This window comes from Phaeodactylibacter sp., assembly GCF_022763345.1.
Lineage (GTDB): Bacteria > Bacteroidota > Bacteroidia > Chitinophagales > Saprospiraceae > Phaeodactylibacter.
The window spans coordinates 1-19,049 of the sequence record NZ_JALEGS010000114.1; the positions used below are offsets into that span (position 1 = coordinate 1).

Below are 19,049 nucleotides of genomic sequence, written 5' to 3' on the forward strand. Positions count from 1 at the left end.
ATATACATATCCTCTGCTCTGAGGTCTTGCCAATCTATGATTTTCAATGAACTTTTGTACTATTAACAAACGTACGAGCATTTACGCTGGGAAGTGTCTTGCTCCGATGTCGCAAACCACTTCGTATTGCGTATATCTCCGAAAATGAGTTCGAAGAAAGTCGCGTTGATAAGCATACTGATCTGTTTTTTGATTGAATTCAGCCAGCTGTACCATGCGGAATGGATCGATGCAATCAGACAGACCAGGCTGGGAGGGTTAATCCTGGGCTTTGGGTTTCTGTGGAGTGATTTGGTCAGTTACACTGTAGGAGGGATGATGGGTTATGGTTTAGAGTATATCCTGGTTAAATGCTCCAAAAGTGGAAAACACCAGAAGCACAGCCATTAAGGCTAAAGCTGTAGCCTTTCTATCACACAAAGAAAAAAGCCAGGGCTCGGAAGTTGAGTTGCGGGACTTTTTAAAAATCGAAATGCTTCATCCCTACCCGCCACACCTTGCTCTAAAACCGGAGGCCTAAGTCCCAAAAAACGTTTCCTTTGCCAGGCTTCTGGTCTATTTTGGCAATAAAGGGTAGCCTTTTCAAATGAGCTTCACACGTATGGTGCCCCTCCTGTGAACCACTAAAATCGTTAACAGGCACGAAGTTTCCGTATGCACGAAAGACAGAGTAAAGTTGAACGACTTTCTGAAATGAAGAATCCTTTACTTGCGTTCTGCTTCCATGGCCTTTTCATTGACAATAAGACCGAGCCCGGGCTCCTGCGGTACTTCCAGATACCCATCTTCAAAGCGGAAGTAGTTGTCGAAAAGCCTGAGCAAATTGCCATACCCTTCTTGCTCGCGCTTGCCTGCGTACTCCTGAAATTGGGCACCATTCGGTATAGATGCCAACAACTGCAAACTGGCAGCGGTAGCTAAGGTAGGCTTGGCATTGTGCACCATCACCTGCTTGCCGAATGCATGGGCAATCGCAGCAGCTTTTTTGCAATCGGTGATCCCGCCGCATTTGATCAAATCAATGTTGACAAACTCTACGCCGGTTTCTTCCAGCAATTCTTTAACCATCCAGGAGCTATATTCGTGTTCGCCAGCCATAATGGGTATATCCAGGTTTTCCACTACCTGCCGAAGGCCTGCGTAGTCTTGCTGGAACACGGGCTCCTCCAAAGCGGCAATATTGAAGTGCTCGTAGAGTTTCCTGCCCATCATCGTGGCCTCGGCGGGCGTGTAGCCGTTGTTGAAGTCGATAAACAGGCGGATGTCATCCCCAATGGCTTGCCGTATGGCTTTAACACACTCAAAGGTATCGTCAGGGTAAGGGTTCACATTTTCCTGCCGGATTTGCAGGCGGGCTTTTACGGCTTTGTACCCTTGTTCCACAAAATCAGCAGCTATGCGGGCCATCTCCTTCGGGCTGCGGTAGTCGTACCCGCCTTTGTCGCGGCCGTAGCTGCCGTAGACTCGTATCTTTTGCTTTCCGTTACCGCCCAAAAGCTGGTGGACAGGCAGGCCCAGTATTTTTCCTTTTAAATCCCATATCGCATTATCAATGCCGGCCAGCGAGCCCGGGTGCAATCCGCTCATGCCCGTTTCCAGCCCTTTTAAATAAGCCTCCATCCAGATGGCTTCACTATCGAACGGGTTTTTGCCCAGAATGTATTGTTTGAGTTCCTTTTCAATGTAGAGGTAGGTGAAATCGCGGTTGCTGCCGTCGCTCTCGCCCCAGCCGTTTATGCCTGTATTCGTGCTTACTTTGACGAAGTTGGCTTTTTTGAAGCGGTAACACTCCACCCCGGTAATGCGGACATCGTCTGGCTTTGCAGGCAGTTGCGCGGTTGCTGTCTGTGGAAGGATGCTGCCTATTGCACCCAGCCCCATAAAACGCAGGAAGTCTTTTCGGTTCATCATCATGCTCCGTAGTAAGTTTGGTAATAAATGGCCAAAAACCGCAGGCCGAATGAAGTGGCGATATCCCTGACCCGAAGGAGCGTACGGCCATCCTTGTGGCGGCGCCTCGTTTCTAAAAATGCCCCCCGCAGATTGGGGTCCGGATGATCGGCGGCAAAGCGGTTCTGCATTACCCAGCGCGCCGCTTCCTGAATGGGCTCTTCGAATTCCTCTTGGTAGCCATGCTCCCGCAGCTTGAGCCAGAGGATGCCCGCGAATGAAACAGCAGACCCGCAGATGGAGCTTCGGTTCATGCGTTCGGGGTCTGTATAGTTGCGGTAGTAAATCACGCCGTCCTTTTGCTGCCAGCCGACCACCTCTTTCCCAGTCCGGTAAGCCGCTTCCAGATACCGGCGGTCACCCGTCAGTTCGTACCCTTCAATCAAGGACTCCGCGTACCAGATGTTGGAACGGGGGTGCATCCGGCCTTTCTCAATGCTATTAGGGTGGTAGTCCATCCAAAAGCCATTGTCGTGCTGCTTCTCGACCAAGCTGTTGCAAAGGTTGATGAAAGCCTCACGGTAGCGCTCCTCCCCCGTGAATTCGTACATATCTTTGAACAGGAAACCTTCGTTATTCGGGCGGGCTACCTGATGCACGGTAAGCTCCCCTTCGTAGAAAGGCGATTTATCCGTCCATATCTCGCCCGTCTGGGCATCTACCAAGTCGTAAATGAGGCCTTCTTCTTCCAAATAGAGGTGCTCCAGCGCCCATTGGCCGGCCCGGGTGGCGGTCTCGGCATAACGCAGATCACCAGTAAGCTGCGACAGCTTGAACAGGCCAGGGGTCCCGTCCGCAATGGTTGTGAAGTTAATCAGTGCACCGACCTCGTCTCCGTGTACAGCCCGCAGGTATCCCTTTAAGCGGGGGTCATCCTCGATGGTCAGTGTAACCCACCAATTGCCAGCATGCCGGGCGGCGGCCAGCAAACTGCTATCCTGGGTAATTTCGTAGGCGTACAGCAGCCCATTAATGACCTGACCGGTGTGCCAGGCGGTCTCGTAAGCGTGCCACTTTCCATCCATCCAGTCGTAATCGCAGCGCGACCAGCCTTCTTCATCGAGCAGCACCTGGCCGGCGTAGTGCCCGCCCTCCTGCAAGGCCGTTTTTATCGCTTCGGCAGCGGGTTGTTGCCCCAAGGCAGTCAAGCTGAGGCATAAACAAAAGAAAAATGGGTAAGCTCTTGGCATTGGAACTAGGTTATCTCGATTAGTATTCAATTTCATTCAATAGTTAGTGAAACTTCGCCTTGCTGATGAATCTTTTTGCGCCCGCGCATCTCCGGTGGCAATTGCAAGCCAGACAATTGGACGGCTTCGGCTTCCTGAAAGTGGAAAAAGTGCCGTTGGTAGGGGCTTTCTCCAAATTGATGGCTGATACGGATATTTTCCAATTTGACATCTTTCACGTGGCCAAGCGTAAAATGAGCAGGCACAGCCGAGAAATCCTCCATGCCCGGCAGGGTAGGAAAAGATTTGTTGCCCCGTGGTTTTTTGGGCACCGCCCTAAGGTCTGTCAGCTCGGTGAGGGCCATCGTGAGGCCATCGAAACGAATGCCGCTGACGGGGTGGCCCGCTTGCCCGCCGATCAGTATGTTGCCGCGGGTGATGATTTTTACGTTGGAGAAGTCGATATCCTGGATATTGCCCAGGGCCTGCTCCGCCGACCGCTTATCGATATCCATGTATATAGGGTATTCGGTTTTGTGCCGGCTGCCTGTTTCGATCAGGATATTAGAAAACTGGCAGTGCTCGTATACGCCAGACTGCGTCATAAACAGTGCAATACCATAGCGGGTCCCACTGATATTGATGTTGGAAAACTGGCAGTTTCGTATAGGGTACCGGGAGCCGGTCCCAAACTTGATGGCCGCGTCATCACTGATGAGGATGCAGTCCGAGACCACGACCTGCTCGACTGTGTCTTTTGCTGACTTCAGGCAGATGGCGTCATCCCCGGTAGAGATAAAGCAGTTGCTGATCAGTACTTGGCGGCAACCTTTGATGTCAATGCCATCCGTATTGGGGCTACGCAAATCATTGCGGATGCTCACGCCCTGCACCACCACATTTTTACACTTCTGAAAAACCAGCACATGAGCGGGTGAATGGACTAGCTCAACGCTCTCCACTTTGATATCCTTACTGTTGGTGATCAGAATCCAGGGGGCCGGGCGTGTCCCTTTGGCAGCCTTCCAGGACCGTCCGGAGCGGTCAAAGAAGCTTTCGCCCTGCCCGTCAATCACCCCGTCGCCGCTTAGCCGAAAGCGCTCTATGCTATCGCCCCAGATGAGATGGGGGTGCTCCTCATCGTAATCCTCCAGGCGCTTGCTGCCCAGCAGGGTGGCACCGGGTGCAAGCTGCAAGCGGGTATGGGAGTACACTCGGATACTGCCCGTAAGGTAAGTCCCGGTGGGGATCAGCACCGTACCACCGCCCTTGTCGCGGCAGTCGTCCAGCGCGGCTTGTATGGCTGCGGTGCTGTAGGAGGTTCCATCCGCAAGGGCGCCATAATCTGCTACATTGAAAGTTTGCGCATGGACTGCTACATTGGCTACAGCCCACAGGAGCATTATTCCGCAGAGCTGTCGTAGGTCCATTTTTGCTCGTTGATTTGAATGTTCTCATAAACGATGTCTCGCGCCTGCTCAATACGGGCCGGCTGACCGGCTTCTTCCACTTGAATGTCTTTTAGCCAGATTCTTTCGATGGGCTGCTCTTCCACGCCGACGATTTGCAGGGCATTACCTCCCACGTAATTGCATTGCAGGTCGTTCACGTAAAAGTCATTGAATCGAGTTGGGTACTGATTGCCCCGGTAGCCGTGGTAATCCATCCGGAAAATGAAGAGGGCCTTCTCCAGGCTGTCCGCTTGTATACGGCGAATGAATATGTTTTGCACGGCACCGCCCCGGTCCAGGTTAGTCTTAAAATTCAGGGCGTGCTGTCCCGCTTTCAGCTGACAATCTTCAATAAAAACCTCCTCAACCCCACCCGACATTTCGGAGCCTACAGCAAAGGCATTGACACCGGAGTTGAGCACACAATTCCTGATGATAATATTCCGGGAAGGGCCGCGTTCCCAGGCATCCTGATCGCGCCCCGCCTTGATGGCGATCGCATCATCGTGGGTTTCGATGTAACAGTCTTCGATCAGCACATCCACGCTACTATCGGGGTCAATACCATCATCATTAAGCACCTCGCCGTAAATGTTGAGTTGCCGGGCAGTGACATTTTGGCAAAAAGGCAGATGGATGGTCCAAAACGGGCTATGCTGAGCGGTGAAGCCCTCAAGCAGGATGTTGTCACAATCGTAAAACAGAATCAGGCTTGGGCGGAGGTAGTGGGTCTTCCCGTCTCCGTAACCATCATCTTCCCCGTCCCCGTCAAGGTCCAGGAAGCCATTGGCGAATACCCGTTCTTCATCGGGAATAACGTCATTACCCATTTGCCGCAGGCGCTTTTTGTCCGGTTTTTGCTGCTTACGCCAATCCTTAGACCACTGCTTTCCATTCCCTTCAATCAGCCCCTCCCCAATGATGCCGATGTTTTCCTGCTGATAGGCATAAATGAGCGGCGACCAGTTCCAGCAAACGGTGCCCTCCCAGCGTACTTTGACTGCAGGCAGGTAGTCTTCGGGGCGGTCGCTGAACCGTAGCACTGCATTTGGGGAAAGCTCCAGGGCCACGCCGCTTTTCAGGTGGAGCGGCCCATCGCACTGAAAGGTACCGTCGGGAATTACCACCCGGCCGCCCCCGGCTTCAGCCGCCTCATCTATAGCCGCCACGATCGCCGGCCGGCTGTCAAAAGCCGTATCCGCTTGGGCACCAAAGTCGAGAATGGAAAAGGCTGCCTTTGGAAATTCTGGTGCTTTAATTTTAGCCAGACGGGCGGGCAGTTCTTCCCAGGCAGCCTGTGCCCTTGCTTCCGCTTCCTGCCGGTTGAAGCCGTTTTCTTCGCTTGCAGGGGCGCTACAGCCTACTAATAGTGCAAGCAGGAGCCAGGTGTATCTGCTCATGCTGTTGTCAGTTTTTGATATCATAGTGATACTGCGCTGCTTTTCTGGCGTAATAATCCCGGAGTATGTAAAAGGCCTCTTTCTTAAATCCCCCTTCCGAAATCAGCCCCTTCCGGTTCCAGCCGTCCTGAATATTGGGCAGGTTGCGGCGGGGGGAACGGAAATCGACTAGTATCCAGGGCGTCATGCCGCGCAGGGAAGGTATTTCGTCAAGCATCTGCAGCGTTTCTCTGTACATCCAAGCCTGGTAGTCTTCTGTCCAGATTTCTTCACGAGCGCCACGATAATTGTAAAGGGCGCCAGCACCAAATTCACTGATAAAGAAAGGTTTGTCGTGGCTGCTCAGGTCCCAGCGCATCTGCGGGATGCGTTCAGGAGTGCTGCCGTACCAACCGATGTACTCGTTGACGCTGACCATATCGGAATAGGCTGCAAAGGGGTCCGTGACGGTGACCAGCTTTTCCTGCTTGTCTTCCGTACGGTCAAGGGCGGCAGAAACCAGGCGGGTAGTGTCGAGCTGACGCACTGCCACGGCCATTGATTTTAGAAAACTGAGCCGGTCAGGGTCTTCGCGGGGCGTTTCATTGGCCACTGACCAAATGATCACGCTGGCGCGGTTCTTGTCCCGTTTTACCAGGCTTTGCATTTGCTGCTCTGCCTGTGCATAAGTCTCCGGGTTGGTGTAATTGATGCCCCAGTAGACGGGGACTTCTTCCCACAGGAGCAGGCCCAACTCGTCAGCCAGGCGGGGGGCATGCTCGTTGTGCGGGTAGTGTGCCAGCCGCAGCATGTTGCAGTTAAGTTCTTTGGCCCAGCCGAATAAGAGCGCCATGTCTTCCCTGCTGTAAGCGCGCCCTCCTCGCATCGGGTTCTCTTCGTGCAGGGAGATGCCGCGCAGGAAAATAGGCTGCCCATTGAGCAGCAGGTCTTGCCCGGAGGCCTGAATAGTTCGAAATCCAATCTGGTCTTGCAGGGTGTCCCGTCCACTTTGCAAAACCACTTCGTATCGCTTTGGGCGCTCTGGGTACCAACGCTTCAGGCCCTCTGCCGGCAGTGCTATAGCTGCCCGGCCGGCGGTATCCGTAGTGAAGGTGCAGGAAAGCTTGGCCTCGGGAATAGAGATGGTTACGGTTTGCCCCGCTTTTGCTTTGCTAAGCTGCACGTAACCACGGGCTATTGCCGGCTGTTCCGGGTCGAGTTGCAGCAGGTAATCCTGAATAAAAACGTCTGGCACAGGAATGATTTTGACCTCCCGGGTTATACCGCCGTAGTTCCACCAGTCGGTAGTCAACCCCGGCACACGGCCGGCCGAGCGGCGGTTGTCTACTCTCACCACAATTTCGTTTAAGCCGCTTTTAAGCAGCTCCGTCACCTCAAAATTGAAAGGCGAGTAGCCCCCTTCGTGATAGCCTGCCTTTTGCCCGTTGAGGTAAACGTCAGCCCGGTAATTGGCGGCACCGAAGTACAGGAAGTAACGCTGCCCAGGCTGCAGCTCAATTGAAAAGTCCCTTTCGTACCAGAGCGTGCCTTCGTAGTACAGCAGCTCTTCCTTTTGATGGTTCCAATCGCCCGGCACCTCTAGGGTTGGTGAGCGCTCAAAATCATATTCGATGCGCTGGGAAGGTGCTGTTTTTTTGGCATTAGCCCAATAGGGCGCTGCTGAAGCTTTGGTATTCACAAACTCATCGAAGGGCTCCCAGCGCCGGTGGTTGCGGTAGCCTGTTTCGTAAGGGTCTATGATGTAGTGCCACTGCCCGTTGAGGCTTACCGAGGGGCGATGGTAAGCATTCTGTAGCAGCGGTGCGGGTTTTTGCCCATAGGCCAAGTAGCTAATCGCCCAAAGCAAAGCCACTGTCCCATACCGGTAAATGGGATTATTATTCAGGTTTGACATACCCCAAATTGGTAATCTGTTAAGTAAAGCCGTACGGCCTCGCATGGCTACAAGGACTGAGGCCGTACGGACAGGGTTTATTTTAAAGCGCGGATAAAACGGCCGCTGGCGAAACGGTCACCCAGCTCTAAACGATAGAAGTAAGTACCCGTAGGCAGGAACTCAGCGTTGTATTGTAATTGATGCTCACCAGCCCCCAGCTGGTTATCGAGCACTACCGCAGCAGGCTGCCCCAGCTGATTGAAGATGACCAGGCGGACGGGCTGCGCTTCCGGCAGCTCAAACTGGAAGGTCATTCGCTCCTGTACTGGATTGGGGAAGACAGTCAATTGCACCTCTTTGGCTATAGCCGGGTCAAAGGTAGAAGAGGTCAGGTCATGCCAGTTCAAGTCGCCTAAGGGCAGACCGTCATTACCGGCATCAAACAAGTCCGAGTCGGTGGAGTAACCGAAGTCAAAGGGTAGCTGGCCTGCGTTATCCGGGTCTACTCCGCCGTTGCCGTCATCCAGCGGCAAAGCATTGTCGGGGTCTTGGTAGAAAGTTTCTACATAATCCAGAGGGGTAGCGGGGCCATTGTTGAAAGTCACCGCCAGGTCCGTGATGGTTTCCAGTGTGCCCCCGGATGTTGCAATATCTGTCGCATCCGAATTGAGTCCATTTCTTACATAAACACTATCGCCCGGTTCTGCATCCACATTGAGTTGGTCATACAAGGTCTGCAGGGCAGGATCAACGTAGAAATTAATGTTGGAGATCAGAGCGCTTTGAACCAAGTCTGAAGAATCTACCTGCAGCGAACTGGCTCCTGGTTCGTTGAAACCAAGGAAGCCAGAGTTGACAAACAGGTTATTGGTGATCTCAGCCTCCACAAACTCTCCCAAATCGACGGTGCGGTCCCCCAGGTTGACACCTGTAACGTGGTTAAATTTGGCATAATTCACCACACCTCCGTCATCGCGCAGCATACGCGCTGAGAGGTTGTAGAAAGTCGTATTTTCCACCCAGACAGTATCGATATCGTTGCCCCGGTCATCGATGCCACGGCCGTTGCCAGGGTTAGAAAGGTTAACAATATTACTAATGATACTATTGGTGATGTAAAGTTTATTGTCGGTGTTGTCTAGTCTGATGGCAGACTGAGGAGCAAAGTCGAAATGGCAATTGTCAATGACAACGCGCGCACCATCCTCACTAACCCGCAAAATTTGGGAGTCGGCTCCGCCAATAGCGTCCTTATTGGTAATGAACAGCCCTCGTAAGGTAATGTCGTTGCGTGCACGGAAAGCACGGAAAGGGTCTCCTCCTTCTGGTACATTAGGCCGGATTACAGGTCGGACAGCGGCATCAGCCTCAGCTTCAATGCGCAGTGGGTCTTCGTTTTCAATCGTGGAAGTAAGGATGTAAAACCCTCCGTCTTCCAACTCAAAGATAACATCCATACTGGTAGCACCATTGTCAGCTATGTAGCTGTCAATGGCTTCGTTAAGCGTACCCAGCCCGGGTGATACTGGAATAATGGTCTGCGCGTAAGTCATGCTGACAAGCATGCATAACAGTGCAGTAATAAAAAAAGTAATGTTGAAATTTTTCATAGTTACAGTGTTTTTTATAAAAGGAATCAGATCATCGTATACTTCTAAAAATGAGCGGGTTATCATATACAAACCCGTGCAGCATGCGTAAGGCTAAAATTTATAACTCATCCCCAGGTCAGCCGTCCAGCCGAAGTATTCTTCCTCAATTGGGAATCTTTGGTCTGCTGCCAGAAAGACAAATTCTGGTGTATTGGTGATGTTGTTGAAATTTAGGAAAAGGCTTAAGCCGCTTTTAAGGTCTTGCTTGACTGCCAAATCCCACCGGCTGAACGCCCGGAAAAAGCCATCCAGCTCTACACGGTCTCCTACAAATTGCAGGGTTGTACCTTGCCGCACCACAGAAATCCGGGCAGAAAAACCACCTACTTCGTACCCTAAAGAAAGATTGAGCACATTGTCCGGTTGATCGGGTAAAACACCCTGCCTGAAAGTGTCCACTACAGTTGGTATGAAAAACGGTGGCTCGCCATCGATCACTTTCAGCTGCGGGAATAGCGTTTCAGAATTGATAAAGGTGTAATTCGCACTCAGCACGATACCGTTGAATGGTTTGGGCAGAAAAGTCAAATTGGCCTGCAGGTCAAACTCTGCTCCAAACACCGTTACCTCAGCTGGCAGATTTTCCTGGGTAATTAAGCGGTATCCGGTTGTCGTGGAGGCGGGGTCAAGGTCTCGGGTAACCCTGGTGTAGTCGACATTTTGCAGGCGCTTGTGGAACCCACCCACCGTGAACAATCCATACTTATTGTAGAAAGAAAAGAAGGCATCGTAGTTCCAGGCCGTGGTATGTTCCAAATTCGCATTACCCCGCTGCACGATACCGTTGATGTCATCAATCTGCTGCCAGGGTACCAGGTCGAAGAAATTGGGCCTGGCCAAAGTGCGCGTAGCCGCCAGGCGTACATCCATCCAGGGCTTGACTTGATACTTAGCCTGCACCATAGGCAGGAACTCGGTATAATTTTGGCGGCCAACAGTATCCTGAGAACTAATGAGGACCTGGCCTTCTAACTCAAAGGAGCGGCCGAATAAGCCTTCAAAGCGGGTTTGAGTATTTTCTACCCTTACTCCCGGAATGATGGTGAGCCGCTCAAAGAAGGTCAGTTTGCTCATTAGGTAAGCGGCCCTGATGTCTTCATCCGCATCGTAGTTTTGCAGGCGCTGCCGCTCGTCTTCCGAGTAAAACTCATCTTTGTAGGTATTGGTGAATGCCTGCAATTTTTCCGCATCCAACGTTGGCCCCAGCCCAAAGGGGAACCGGTTTTGCAAAAACACCCCCTCATCGTGAGTGCCTGTAAATTCTGCTATGGTTATCCGGTCGTCACTATTCAATTGAAACCGCTCAGGGTAAGTTTCGGCGATTTCATCAATAGCACCAAAGGCTGACCAAAGCCGGAAACTCTCCCGGTTCCTGGATTGCAGCCTCACCTTAGCCCCCATCTTAAGAAACCCGCTGAACGAATCACTATTATTCTGGAAAGGGATTTTCCAGTCTACATTACCAGTGTACTTTCGTGTGGAAATGTCTTCGGTATCCAGCCGGTCCTGCTGAAAGAACGTTCGTTCAAAATCATTTTTAGCAGCGGCTACGACTGATTCCAAGCTGGATTCATCCACTTGCCCGGTGAATGCACCGGTTTCCCGGAAACGCGCTGTATTGTCCGTAGGGGTATTGCGCTCTGTTAAGGCATAGGAAGCTCCGTAGGAAAGTTCAGACTTCCAAAGCGGAAGCTGATAGGTACCCGTTAAAGTATTATTCCAGGTGAATTGATTGATGATACGCCTGCGATAGTCGTATTCCTTGCGGGAAGCCTCCGGGCGGTAGCGGGTGCGAAATCGGTCTTGATCCTGGTCCAGAACACCAACAAAACTACTGATGCTAATAGCTCCCCGTTCAAGCTCGTAATCCAGCGTCAGGCTACCACCATAGCGCTTGCGAATTTCAATATTATCAGCCAGGTTAACATCCTCCACATTGACAATGGCAGCACCGGTGGTGTCCTCACCAATTGTGACATAACTGCCGGTCAATATATCTGAACTACGGTTGGCGCGCTGATAGTTTCCGGTAACAATTAACCCAAGCTTATCGTCAAAGTACCGGTTGCTCAAACTGAGGCTGCCCCGGTACTGCCCAAACTCGTCCTGTTGCCGGTTGTAGCCGGTACTGCCTTTGAAATTGCCCCTCAGCCCGCGTTTGGCGCGCTTGATGAGGAAGTTAACCGTGCCGCCTACGGCATCCCCGTCCTGATCGGGTGTGATCGACTTGTAGACCTCAATGCCGTCCAGTGCATCGGTGGAGACCATGCTTAAGTCAACAGAGCGATCGTTACCATCGGTGGCCGGAATGCGCTCTCCGTTGATCGTAATGGAATTGTACCGAGGCGATAAGCCGCGGATACTCACCTTGGTGGCTTCTCCGCCTTCCCGCTGCAGGCTTACGCCGGGGATACGCCCCACGGTTTCCGCCGCATTTTGGTCCGGTATGTCCTCAATGCGGTCTTTGGAAACGACATTGACAATAGAATTGGCGTTAATTTGCTTTTGTATAGCTGCTCGCTGCCCTTCGAGCTGGGCGGACACCACAACTTCGTCCATTTGAAAGGCCTCTTGCACCATTGCGAGCTCCAATGATTGTTGTTCACCGGGCTGGACCTCAATATCATAGTTTTTGGGCCGATAGCCAAGGTAGTTCAGCAACAGGGTATACCTGCCTGCGGGCAAATCAAGTATACGGAATGTGCCTTCCAGGCCTGTAGTACCACTAAATCTCGTCCCTTTCAGTTGCCAACTGGCAAATTCCAATGGCTGTCCGGTCAGTGAGTCAGTCAGAACAGCCTCAACTTGAGCGTTCTGCCCACAAAGCATAGGTAAGGCTCCAAGAAGAAAAAAGCATATAAGGCACAAGCGCTTTGATTGGAACATGTATAATTTGGCTTTTCTTACTTAATCAGGTGAAAGTTGCTGGATTTAAATTTCCAGAAAACATACATAATCATGCAATCGATTGCGCATTAAATATAGGGCATATCTTGAAATAACTCAATTTTATTTGCTTTTTATTGACAATAACAACACAGTTTATCCTAAATTCGCCGAACCAACTCTGACAGAATACAACCGATTGAATTGTTTTACTCTAATATTGTACTACATGTCCAAAACGACCATTTACGATATAGCATCAGAGCTCAACATCACACCATCTACTGTATCCAGGGCGCTGAGTAACCACCCGCGCATAAGTGCCCGTACAAAAAAGGCCGTTCAGGAAGTAGCGACCCGCTTGAATTACCGGCAGAACAGCATCGCGGCTGCGCTCCGAAGCGGAAAGACCAATATGCTCGGAATAGTGGTGCCTACTACTGACCGCAGCTTTTTCTCATCTGTCATCCGCAGCATAGAGCAAGTCGCTACAGCATCTGAATACAACGTAATGATCACACAGTCTAATGATCAGGAAAAAATGGAGCGGTCCAATATTGAGGCTTTGCTAAAAGCGCAGGTAGATGGGGTTATTGCTTCTATTTCCCGAGAGACCTCAGACTATAGCCATTTTCGAAAACTCACAGATAATGGCATTCCATTAGTCTTGTTTGATCGCGTCGCAGATCTAAACCACACCAGTATTGTGCGTATTGATGACTACCGCGGCGCCTACGAAGCCACGGCTCACCTCATTGCACAGGGATGCAGCCGAATCGCTCACTTCGCCGGACAACAGAATTTGGACATCTATCAGCAGCGCTTTCGTGGATATAAGGATGCGCTTCAGGACCATAGGATTGCTTTCGACGAAGCCTTGGTGCACTACAGTAATGTTAAAATTGAGGATGGCAGGGCAGGCATGAACACCTTATTAGGGTTGAAAAGTCCTCCTGATGCCGTTTTCGCAGCCAGTGACTATGCCGCCATAGGGGCCATGCAAGTGCTAAAGCAAAAAGGGAAGCGGATTCCGGAAGACGTAGCATTAATTGGCTTCATGAATGAAACCTTCACTTCGTTTGTCGATCCTGGGCTGACCACTGTTGACCAGCTAAGCAAGAAAATGGGTGAAATTGCCGCCAGTACTTTTCTTGAACAAGTGGAATGCCCTGATGAATTTGTCCCCAAGAAAATCATCTTGAGCCCAAAGCTTATCGTTCGTGGTTCCTCTCTGAAAGCCGATTCAAGTTCAATGGAATCCAATAGTTGAGGAAGGCAGTTGGCAAGGCCTCGCACATCACACATCCATCAAAAAGTATGAGAAGACCAAGCCTCAATAGCCTTTACCAATCTACCCGCCACCCCATCGTGAAGCCCATAGCTTCCGGGCGGAAAAGACTGCCCTGTACTAACCCACCCGGCTGAGTTACAGAACGGCGGTAGCCACCCCGAACAAACAAGCGCCCAAACCGTACAGGCGGCAATAGCAGCTGACCCTCCAGGCGCACCGCCCATCCGGTTTGGTATCGGGTACTGGCATTTACCACAGTATAACCCTCGGTCAAATACCCACCCGAATGCCAGGAAGACAAGTTAAAGTCCACCCCGGCCTTGCCTTCCAACTGCCAGCCGGCTGCTGACCAGGTCCTGCCGAGTAGCATTGGTACCGACCATGAGCGGAAAGTGCTATGTTGTTGAACATTTGCCCTGCGGATGCCGGGTACAGAATCAGTAGTAGTGGTAAAGGCCTCTCCAGTGATGGTATTCCGGAAAATGGTATCTACGGTATTGGGTTGGTATAGCTGAACGGTTGAAGCCTCCTGCAATTGTTCGCGCTGCACCAGTTCTTCCATTTCGATGCCGGCCCAAAGGGTATAAGGGCGCTGCGGAAGCGCGTACCCTATCCGGAGGCTTGCGGTTAGCCCGCTTAGTGGATCAATGGTGGTATTGGGCAACTTCGTGCCATAAACATCCGGATTGAGATTGAAGGCAAGCCCCATCCCGGCTTCCACAATCCAGGGATGGAGAGCAGCCTGCATCTCCGGCACTTCCGGATAGGGGGTAGTTGAATCGAGGCTGACCACCGGTCCCGGTGCCAATGCTTCGATTGGATTTAACGGGGCCAATCCGGCCAGTTTATCCTGTACCTCATCAGCTGAAACGGCCTGACTTTCTTTAAATTCGCTTAAAGGACCTGATTCTGTTGGTGTCGTGACCGCCTTTGAGGTTGATGGCACCGAGGCTTTTCTCCCCTTGGGGCTGGACGAAGCAAGCAGTATGTTTGGGCCGCCTTTCGCTTTAGGATCATCCGGTGAGAAGGCAATACCCGTCTCATTAGCTCCCTTTATCTCTTCTGGCATCTCCGTTGCGGATTTAACTACCGCTGAATTTCCACCTACGGACTGCCCGGGCACCGGGAAACAACCCAATTCGGCACTCTCACCCAAGAAGCTGAAGTAGCCAATAACCAGGGTAACGGATAAGCCAACCGGCAGCCACCACCAGAAAAGCAGCCGCCGACGTTTCTTGTGCTCCAGACCAGCCCTGATGTTTGGCCCCATTTGTTCCCAGCTCAGGTTGGCAGGGATATCTGTTGCTTTGTGCTGGCCCAGCTTATCGTTGAGCCCGCCCCGTTGATCAAATGTTTCCATAATGACCCTTTATTTTTTGTGTTTCCAACGCTTCTCTCAATAGTTTTTTGGCGCGTGATAATTGCGACCGTGACCCTACCGGGCTAATGTCCAGCATCTTCCCAATATCCTCGTGGCTGTACCCGTCTACCACATAAAGGTTGAAAACCGTTCGGGCTCCTGCTGGCAATTGAGCAATCAGGTCAAGTAAGTACTCCGCATCAAAGTGCGATAAGTCTATGGTCGTTGTGCGGGAAGTTTGTTCCGAAATCATGAGCTCCTCCGCCCGAAGCCGCTGTTGTTTGCGTTGGAAAGCAATAGTTTTATGAATCGCTAATCCTCGAATCCAGTGGTGCAAATCCCCTTTATTGGGGTCAAATCGTTCCAGCCCCTGGAATACCGCAACGAAGATATCCTGAACCAAGTCGCATTGTTCAGCCTGCTCTACACCAAACCGACGTACAATTGTTAGTACGTAGGGCAAATAGTGCTCATAAAGCTGCTGCTGCGCCTGGGCATTGCCTTTAAGGCATTTTTTGATAATGGTTACGGTATTCATCGGCGGCCCCTATTCGCAGTCTTCGTAAGGCAGACTAAAAGAAGCCGTGTACTCATCCACATATACAAAACCGCTACAAGGCAAGTCGCTACCTATTGGACCATCCATTTTGAAGAAATCCCCCGTAAATGTCCCACTAATTTCGGTCGCGGTGATTTCGGTGATCGTGACTTCCACATTTTGCTCCTGACAGCCACTGCCTGGTGCTACTAAACTAAATAATACCGTAGGCTGCCCATCAACTTCAGTAGTAATGCCCGCCTGCGTAACAAAATGTTCGCCCTCAAACTCATAAAAATCTACGAAAAAAAGATTGGGGCCGGTGTAACTCGTGCTATATGCACCGCCCCCTTCACAAGTAATTGTACCTGAGGAAATGGCATAGAAAAAAACACCGTCTGCCCCAATAAAGCGCATTGCGGAGCCTTCAGAAACAAAGATGTCCTCTTCCTGAGCTTTTAAGGCAAAGCCTTGCTGCACTTCCACCTCAACGGGTGTGACCTCTTCAGGGATTTCCGTGACGTCAATGAAATTTTCCCGGTCGCAGTTGGTCAGTGCGAAGAATGCAATTAAGCAAAAACAGATTGTAATTCGTTGCATGATTATTGTTTTTGCTTATCTATTGTGATGTAATGATGAAAACGTTGCAAACGTGCTTAACTTTTCTGAATTCTTTTTGAGCCGGATCTAAAAGACACTGACTATCAAATAATTACAACATCAATCATTTCAGTGAGTATTAAAGGGCAAAATAGAATCCCAGCTCTTTTGTTGCGGGAAAATCAATATTTCACCAATGTCCGCACAAGAAAGTTGAGCATATGTTTTGAAAAATAGTTTTTATATAGCAATATTGCAATATCTTAAAACAGAAACGCTATGGGGCTTACCAAAACAGAAGGCTACACACAAGCGCAAATCGAGCTGGCCACCGTTGCCAAGGTGCTGGGCCACCCGGCACGCATTGCCATCGTGCAGCACCTGCTGGAGATCAACGCTTGTATCGGCAATGACCTGATGGACGTACTGCCCCTCTCCCAGCCTACCATTTCCCGCCACCTGGCAGAGCTTAAGAAAGTTGGTATTATTCAGGGCACCATTGAGGGCTCAAGCATGAACTACTGCATCAACGCTCACCGCTGGCGCGAAATCCGTCAGATGCTGGGCGGCCTGCTCGGTATGGAGCCGGGGGAGCAGTGCTGTTAAAACAAGCACTAGTTTTGCTAGGATGATTAAATAACGCTTAAAATTAATATTGCAATATTGCAATAAAGTTATCTTTAAATCACTAATTCCTTTTCACTATGACTGTTTCTGAATTTAAAATCCACCTTCAGTCGGTCGATCAACTGGTTTTCCAGCAGCCTAACGGGCAGGTCGTACCGCTGCATTTTCACATCACAGAAATGGGGCTGACCACCAAGCACTTTGTTGACTGCGGTGGCACTACCCGCACGGAAGCGCACGCCAGCCTTCAAATTTGGGTGGCAGAGGACTACGACCACCGGCTAAGCCCGGACAAGCTGATCGGCATTATCGATATGGCCACTCCCCTACTCCAGGCTCAAAACCCGGAGGTAGAGATGGAATACCAAACCGACACCATCGGCCGGTATGGGCTGGATTTCAAACAGGGAAAATTTGTGCTGCTGCCAAAGCAGACTGACTGCCTGGCAAAGGAAAAGTGCGGGATAAGCATGGAGGCCTTACCACTAGCCGTAAATACATCGGATTGTGCACCGGGAGGCGGCTGTTGCTAAAATTCAAAATTGAAGACGACCATGGGTTTATTACCACAACTGAATGCTTACGCCGAATCGCTGTTGCAGGAAGCTCAACAAATACCGGACGAACGGAAAGCGCTGCTACAACAACTTGCGGATTATCTGGTGCAACCTAAAAGTACGCCTGTTAGGCTAAATTTTATCTGCACCCACAATTCCCGCCGCAGCCACATCGCTCAAATCTGGACGGCCGCCGGGGCAGCGTACTTCGGCATCCCGGGCGTGGAGACTTACTCAGGTGGCACAGAGGCCACAGCTTTCAACCCCCGGGCGGTGGCGGCGCTGCAACGGGCAGGTTTCCAAATCCACAACCCAGGCGGAGAGAATCCGCATTATCAGGTTGCTTTCGCGGAAACACAATCCCCATTGGTTTGCTATTCCAAAACCTTTGACGATGTCGTTAATCCAAGATCAGGGTTTGCAGCCGTTATGACCTGCTCAGATGCCGACGAGAATTGTCCTTTTATCCCGGGAGCAGCTTTTCGCCTGCCGCTAACCTACGATGACCCTAAGGTTGCCGATGGCACTCCGGAGGAAACGGCCCGATACGACGAGCGCGTCCGGCAGATCGGACGGGAAATCCTGTACGCTATGCAATTGGCGGCTCAAAAAATGAAATCCGTATGAATTCAAAAAGCACCACCAAACCCCGCAAAAGCCTATCCTTTCTTGACCGCTACCTGACGCTTTGGATTTTCCTAGCCATGGCAGTGGGTGTCGGGTTAGGCTACTTTTTGCCTGGAACAGCCGATTTAGTCAATTCCTTTTCCCGGGGCAGCACCAATATCCCAATCGCCATCGGCCTCATCCTGATGATGTATCCGCCCCTGGCGAAGGTCAACTACCGCATGCTGCCGCAGGTATTCCGCAATGTGAAGATACTGGGTTTATCGTTGTTCCTCAATTGGATTGTGGGCCCCACACTCATGTTTGTGCTGGCTATTGTTTTTCTACGCGATTATCCGGAATACATGACCGGGCTTATCCTGATTGGGCTGGCGCGCTGCATCGCGATGGTCATAGTGTGGAACGACCTGGCGGAGGGCAGCCGGGAGTACGGTGCCGGGCTGGTGGCGCTGAACAGCATCTTCCAGGTCTTTTTCTACAGCTTTTACGCGTGGCTCTTTATTACCGTCCTGCCTCCGGTATTGGGCTTCGAAGGAGCGATTGTGAATATCTCTATCGCTACAGTGGCGGAAAGCGTAGCCATCTACCTGGGCATCCCCTTCCTGGCGGGGCTGCTGAGCCGGGTGCTGCTGGTACGAGCCAAGGGAGAAGAATGGTACCAAAACAAGTTTGTGCCCGTGATTTCCCCTATAACCCTCATCGCCCTGCTCTTTACGATCGTAGTCATGTTTAGCCTCAAGGGTGAGCTGATCGTCGAAATACCGATGGACGTAGTCCGCATTGCAATTCCACTGCTGATTTACTTCGACCTGATTTTCCTCATCAGCTTTTTTGTGGGGAAATGGCTGGGCGCGGACTACCCCCGCAACGCTGCGGTCGCCTTTACTGCAGCGGGCAACAACTTTGAGCTGGCGATTGCCGTAGCGATCGCGGTCTTCGGGCTGAATTCCGGGCAGGCCTTTGCGGGGGTGATCGGGCCGCTGGTCGAAGTGCCGGCTTTGATTGGGCTGGTGAATGTGGCGTTTTGGCTGCGGCGGCGGTATTATACAGCATGAGCCGTCAGTC

Annotated in this window: 15 protein-coding genes and 1 pseudogene; 6 read left to right on the forward strand and 10 right to left on the reverse strand. The window is 51.4% G+C overall.

Translation table 11 applies throughout. The annotated features are described in order from the left end of the window. Nucleotides 1-132: 132 nt before the first annotated feature. Nucleotides 133-390, forward strand: a pseudogene (locus tag MRY86_RS26905) (DUF2809 domain-containing protein); the annotation flags it as partial. 315 nt (nt 391-705) lie between these two features. Here the strand turns inward: MRY86_RS26905 and MRY86_RS26910 are convergent. The 7 genes from MRY86_RS26910 to MRY86_RS26940 all read right to left on the reverse strand — a co-directional run bounded on the left by MRY86_RS26910 (nt 706) and on the right by MRY86_RS26940 (nt 12,384). Continuing rightward, the gene (locus MRY86_RS26910; protein ID WP_293568861.1) at nt 706-1,914 is read right to left on the reverse strand and encodes a mandelate racemase/muconate lactonizing enzyme family protein; all 1,209 of its coding nucleotides are present in this window, start codon (nt 1,912-1,914) and stop codon (nt 706-708) included. Further along, nucleotides 1,911-3,140: a beta-L-arabinofuranosidase domain-containing protein gene (locus MRY86_RS26915; RefSeq protein ID WP_293568863.1), complete on the reverse strand. Its 1,230-nt coding sequence runs from the start codon at nt 3,138-3,140 to the stop codon at nt 1,911-1,913. Before MRY86_RS26915 ends, MRY86_RS26910 begins: the two co-directional genes overlap by 4 nt. Nucleotides 3,141-3,172: 32 nt before the next feature. After that, nucleotides 3,173-4,549 (reverse strand): glycosyl hydrolase family 28 protein, encoded by a 1,377-nt coding sequence (locus MRY86_RS26920; RefSeq protein WP_293568865.1) that lies wholly within the window; start codon nt 4,547-4,549, stop codon nt 3,173-3,175. Next, on the reverse strand, nt 4,522-5,970 hold the full coding sequence (locus tag MRY86_RS26925) for a glycoside hydrolase family 28 protein (RefSeq protein ID WP_293572092.1): 1,449 nt from the start codon (nt 5,968-5,970) through the stop codon (nt 4,522-4,524). The genes MRY86_RS26920 and MRY86_RS26925 overlap by 28 nt, the downstream gene beginning before the upstream one ends. A 7-nt stretch (nt 5,971-5,977) precedes the next feature. Further along, on the reverse strand, nt 5,978-7,864 hold the full coding sequence (locus tag MRY86_RS26930) for a glycoside hydrolase family 2 TIM barrel-domain containing protein (protein ID WP_293563682.1): 1,887 nt from the start codon (nt 7,862-7,864) through the stop codon (nt 5,978-5,980). Between the two features lie 77 nt (nt 7,865-7,941). After that, nucleotides 7,942-9,456 (reverse strand): T9SS type A sorting domain-containing protein, encoded by a 1,515-nt coding sequence (locus tag MRY86_RS26935; RefSeq protein WP_293563684.1) that lies wholly within the window; start codon nt 9,454-9,456, stop codon nt 7,942-7,944. Between the two features lie 93 nt (nt 9,457-9,549). Beyond that, a complete protein-coding gene (locus MRY86_RS26940) occupies nt 9,550-12,384 on the reverse strand; it encodes a TonB-dependent receptor (RefSeq protein ID WP_293563686.1) in 2,835 nt (944 codons plus the stop codon). A 229-nt stretch (nt 12,385-12,613) separates the two neighbouring features. Here MRY86_RS26940 and MRY86_RS26945 point away from each other — a divergent pair, with 229 nt between their 5' ends. After that, nucleotides 12,614-13,654: a LacI family DNA-binding transcriptional regulator gene (locus tag MRY86_RS26945; protein ID WP_293563688.1), complete on the forward strand. Its 1,041-nt coding sequence runs from the start codon at nt 12,614-12,616 to the stop codon at nt 13,652-13,654. A 73-nt stretch (nt 13,655-13,727) separates the two neighbouring features. On the opposite strand, the gene MRY86_RS26950 is transcribed toward MRY86_RS26945, so the two are convergent. Genes MRY86_RS26950 through MRY86_RS26960 form a run of 3 tightly spaced genes read right to left on the reverse strand, consistent with a single transcriptional unit; the run spans nt 13,728 to nt 16,173 of the window. Next, nucleotides 13,728-15,035: a hypothetical protein gene (locus MRY86_RS26950; protein WP_293563690.1), complete on the reverse strand. Its 1,308-nt coding sequence runs from the start codon at nt 15,033-15,035 to the stop codon at nt 13,728-13,730. Further along, nucleotides 15,022-15,573 carry a sigma-70 family RNA polymerase sigma factor gene (locus MRY86_RS26955; RefSeq protein WP_293563692.1) on the reverse strand — a complete coding sequence of 184 codons (552 nt, stop codon included), beginning with the start codon at nt 15,571-15,573 and terminating at the stop codon, nt 15,022-15,024. Before MRY86_RS26955 ends, MRY86_RS26950 begins: the two co-directional genes overlap by 14 nt. Before the next feature lie 9 nt (nt 15,574-15,582). Continuing rightward, a complete protein-coding gene (locus tag MRY86_RS26960; RefSeq protein ID WP_293563694.1) occupies nt 15,583-16,173 on the reverse strand; it encodes a hypothetical protein in 591 nt (196 codons plus the stop codon). A 279-nt stretch (nt 16,174-16,452) separates the two neighbouring features. Here MRY86_RS26960 and MRY86_RS26965 point away from each other — a divergent pair, with 279 nt between their 5' ends. The 4 genes from MRY86_RS26965 (at nt 16,453) to arsB (ending at nt 19,039) form a co-directional block, all read left to right on the forward strand. Then, nucleotides 16,453-16,779, forward strand: coding sequence for a metalloregulator ArsR/SmtB family transcription factor (locus MRY86_RS26965; RefSeq protein ID WP_293563696.1), 327 nt, complete (start codon nt 16,453-16,455; stop codon nt 16,777-16,779). Nucleotides 16,780-16,877: 98 nt separating this feature from the next. Beyond that, on the forward strand, nt 16,878-17,333 hold the full coding sequence (locus tag MRY86_RS26970; protein ID WP_293563698.1) for a DUF6428 family protein: 456 nt from the start codon (nt 16,878-16,880) through the stop codon (nt 17,331-17,333). Between the two features lie 21 nt (nt 17,334-17,354). Continuing rightward, complete coding sequence (locus MRY86_RS26975) at nt 17,355-17,984, forward strand: protein-tyrosine-phosphatase (RefSeq protein WP_293563700.1); 630 nt, start codon at nt 17,355-17,357, stop codon at nt 17,982-17,984. After that, entirely contained in the window at nt 17,981-19,039 is a 1,059-nt protein-coding gene (gene arsB / locus MRY86_RS26980; RefSeq protein WP_293563702.1) for an ACR3 family arsenite efflux transporter, read from the forward strand. Before MRY86_RS26975 ends, arsB begins: the two co-directional genes overlap by 4 nt. The last annotated feature ends 10 nt before the right edge of the window (nt 19,040-19,049 follow it).

Bases quoted from the DNA above. Each gene is read 5' to 3' on its own strand.
- MRY86_RS26925 (WP_293572092.1), bottom strand. From the start codon at position 5,970: ATGAGCAGATACACCTGGCTCCTGCTTGCACTATTAGTAGGCTGTAGC.
- MRY86_RS26920 (WP_293568865.1), bottom strand. From the start codon at position 4,549: ATGGACCTACGACAGCTCTGCGGAATAATGCTCCTGTGGGCTGTAGCC.
- MRY86_RS26975 (WP_293563700.1), top strand. From the start codon at position 17,355: ATGGGTTTATTACCACAACTGAATGCTTACGCCGAATCGCTGTTGCAG.
- MRY86_RS26960 (WP_293563694.1), bottom strand. From the start codon at position 16,173: ATGCAACGAATTACAATCTGTTTTTGCTTAATTGCATTCTTCGCACTG.
- MRY86_RS26945 (WP_293563688.1), top strand. From the start codon at position 12,614: ATGTCCAAAACGACCATTTACGATATAGCATCAGAGCTCAACATCACA.
- MRY86_RS26935 (WP_293563684.1), bottom strand. From the start codon at position 9,456: ATGAAAAATTTCAACATTACTTTTTTTATTACTGCACTGTTATGCATG.
- MRY86_RS26965 (WP_293563696.1), top strand. From the start codon at position 16,453: ATGGGGCTTACCAAAACAGAAGGCTACACACAAGCGCAAATCGAGCTG.
- arsB (WP_293563702.1), top strand. From the start codon at position 17,981: ATGAATTCAAAAAGCACCACCAAACCCCGCAAAAGCCTATCCTTTCTT.
- MRY86_RS26930 (WP_293563682.1), bottom strand. From the start codon at position 7,864: ATGTCAAACCTGAATAATAATCCCATTTACCGGTATGGGACAGTGGCT.
- MRY86_RS26940 (WP_293563686.1), bottom strand. From the start codon at position 12,384: ATGTTCCAATCAAAGCGCTTGTGCCTTATATGCTTTTTTCTTCTTGGA.
- MRY86_RS26950 (WP_293563690.1), bottom strand. From the start codon at position 15,035: ATGGAAACATTTGATCAACGGGGCGGGCTCAACGATAAGCTGGGCCAG.
- MRY86_RS26970 (WP_293563698.1), top strand. From the start codon at position 16,878: ATGACTGTTTCTGAATTTAAAATCCACCTTCAGTCGGTCGATCAACTG.
- MRY86_RS26910 (WP_293568861.1), bottom strand. From the start codon at position 1,914: ATGATGATGAACCGAAAAGACTTCCTGCGTTTTATGGGGCTGGGTGCA.
- MRY86_RS26955 (WP_293563692.1), bottom strand. From the start codon at position 15,573: ATGAATACCGTAACCATTATCAAAAAATGCCTTAAAGGCAATGCCCAG.
- MRY86_RS26915 (WP_293568863.1), bottom strand. From the start codon at position 3,140: ATGCCAAGAGCTTACCCATTTTTCTTTTGTTTATGCCTCAGCTTGACT.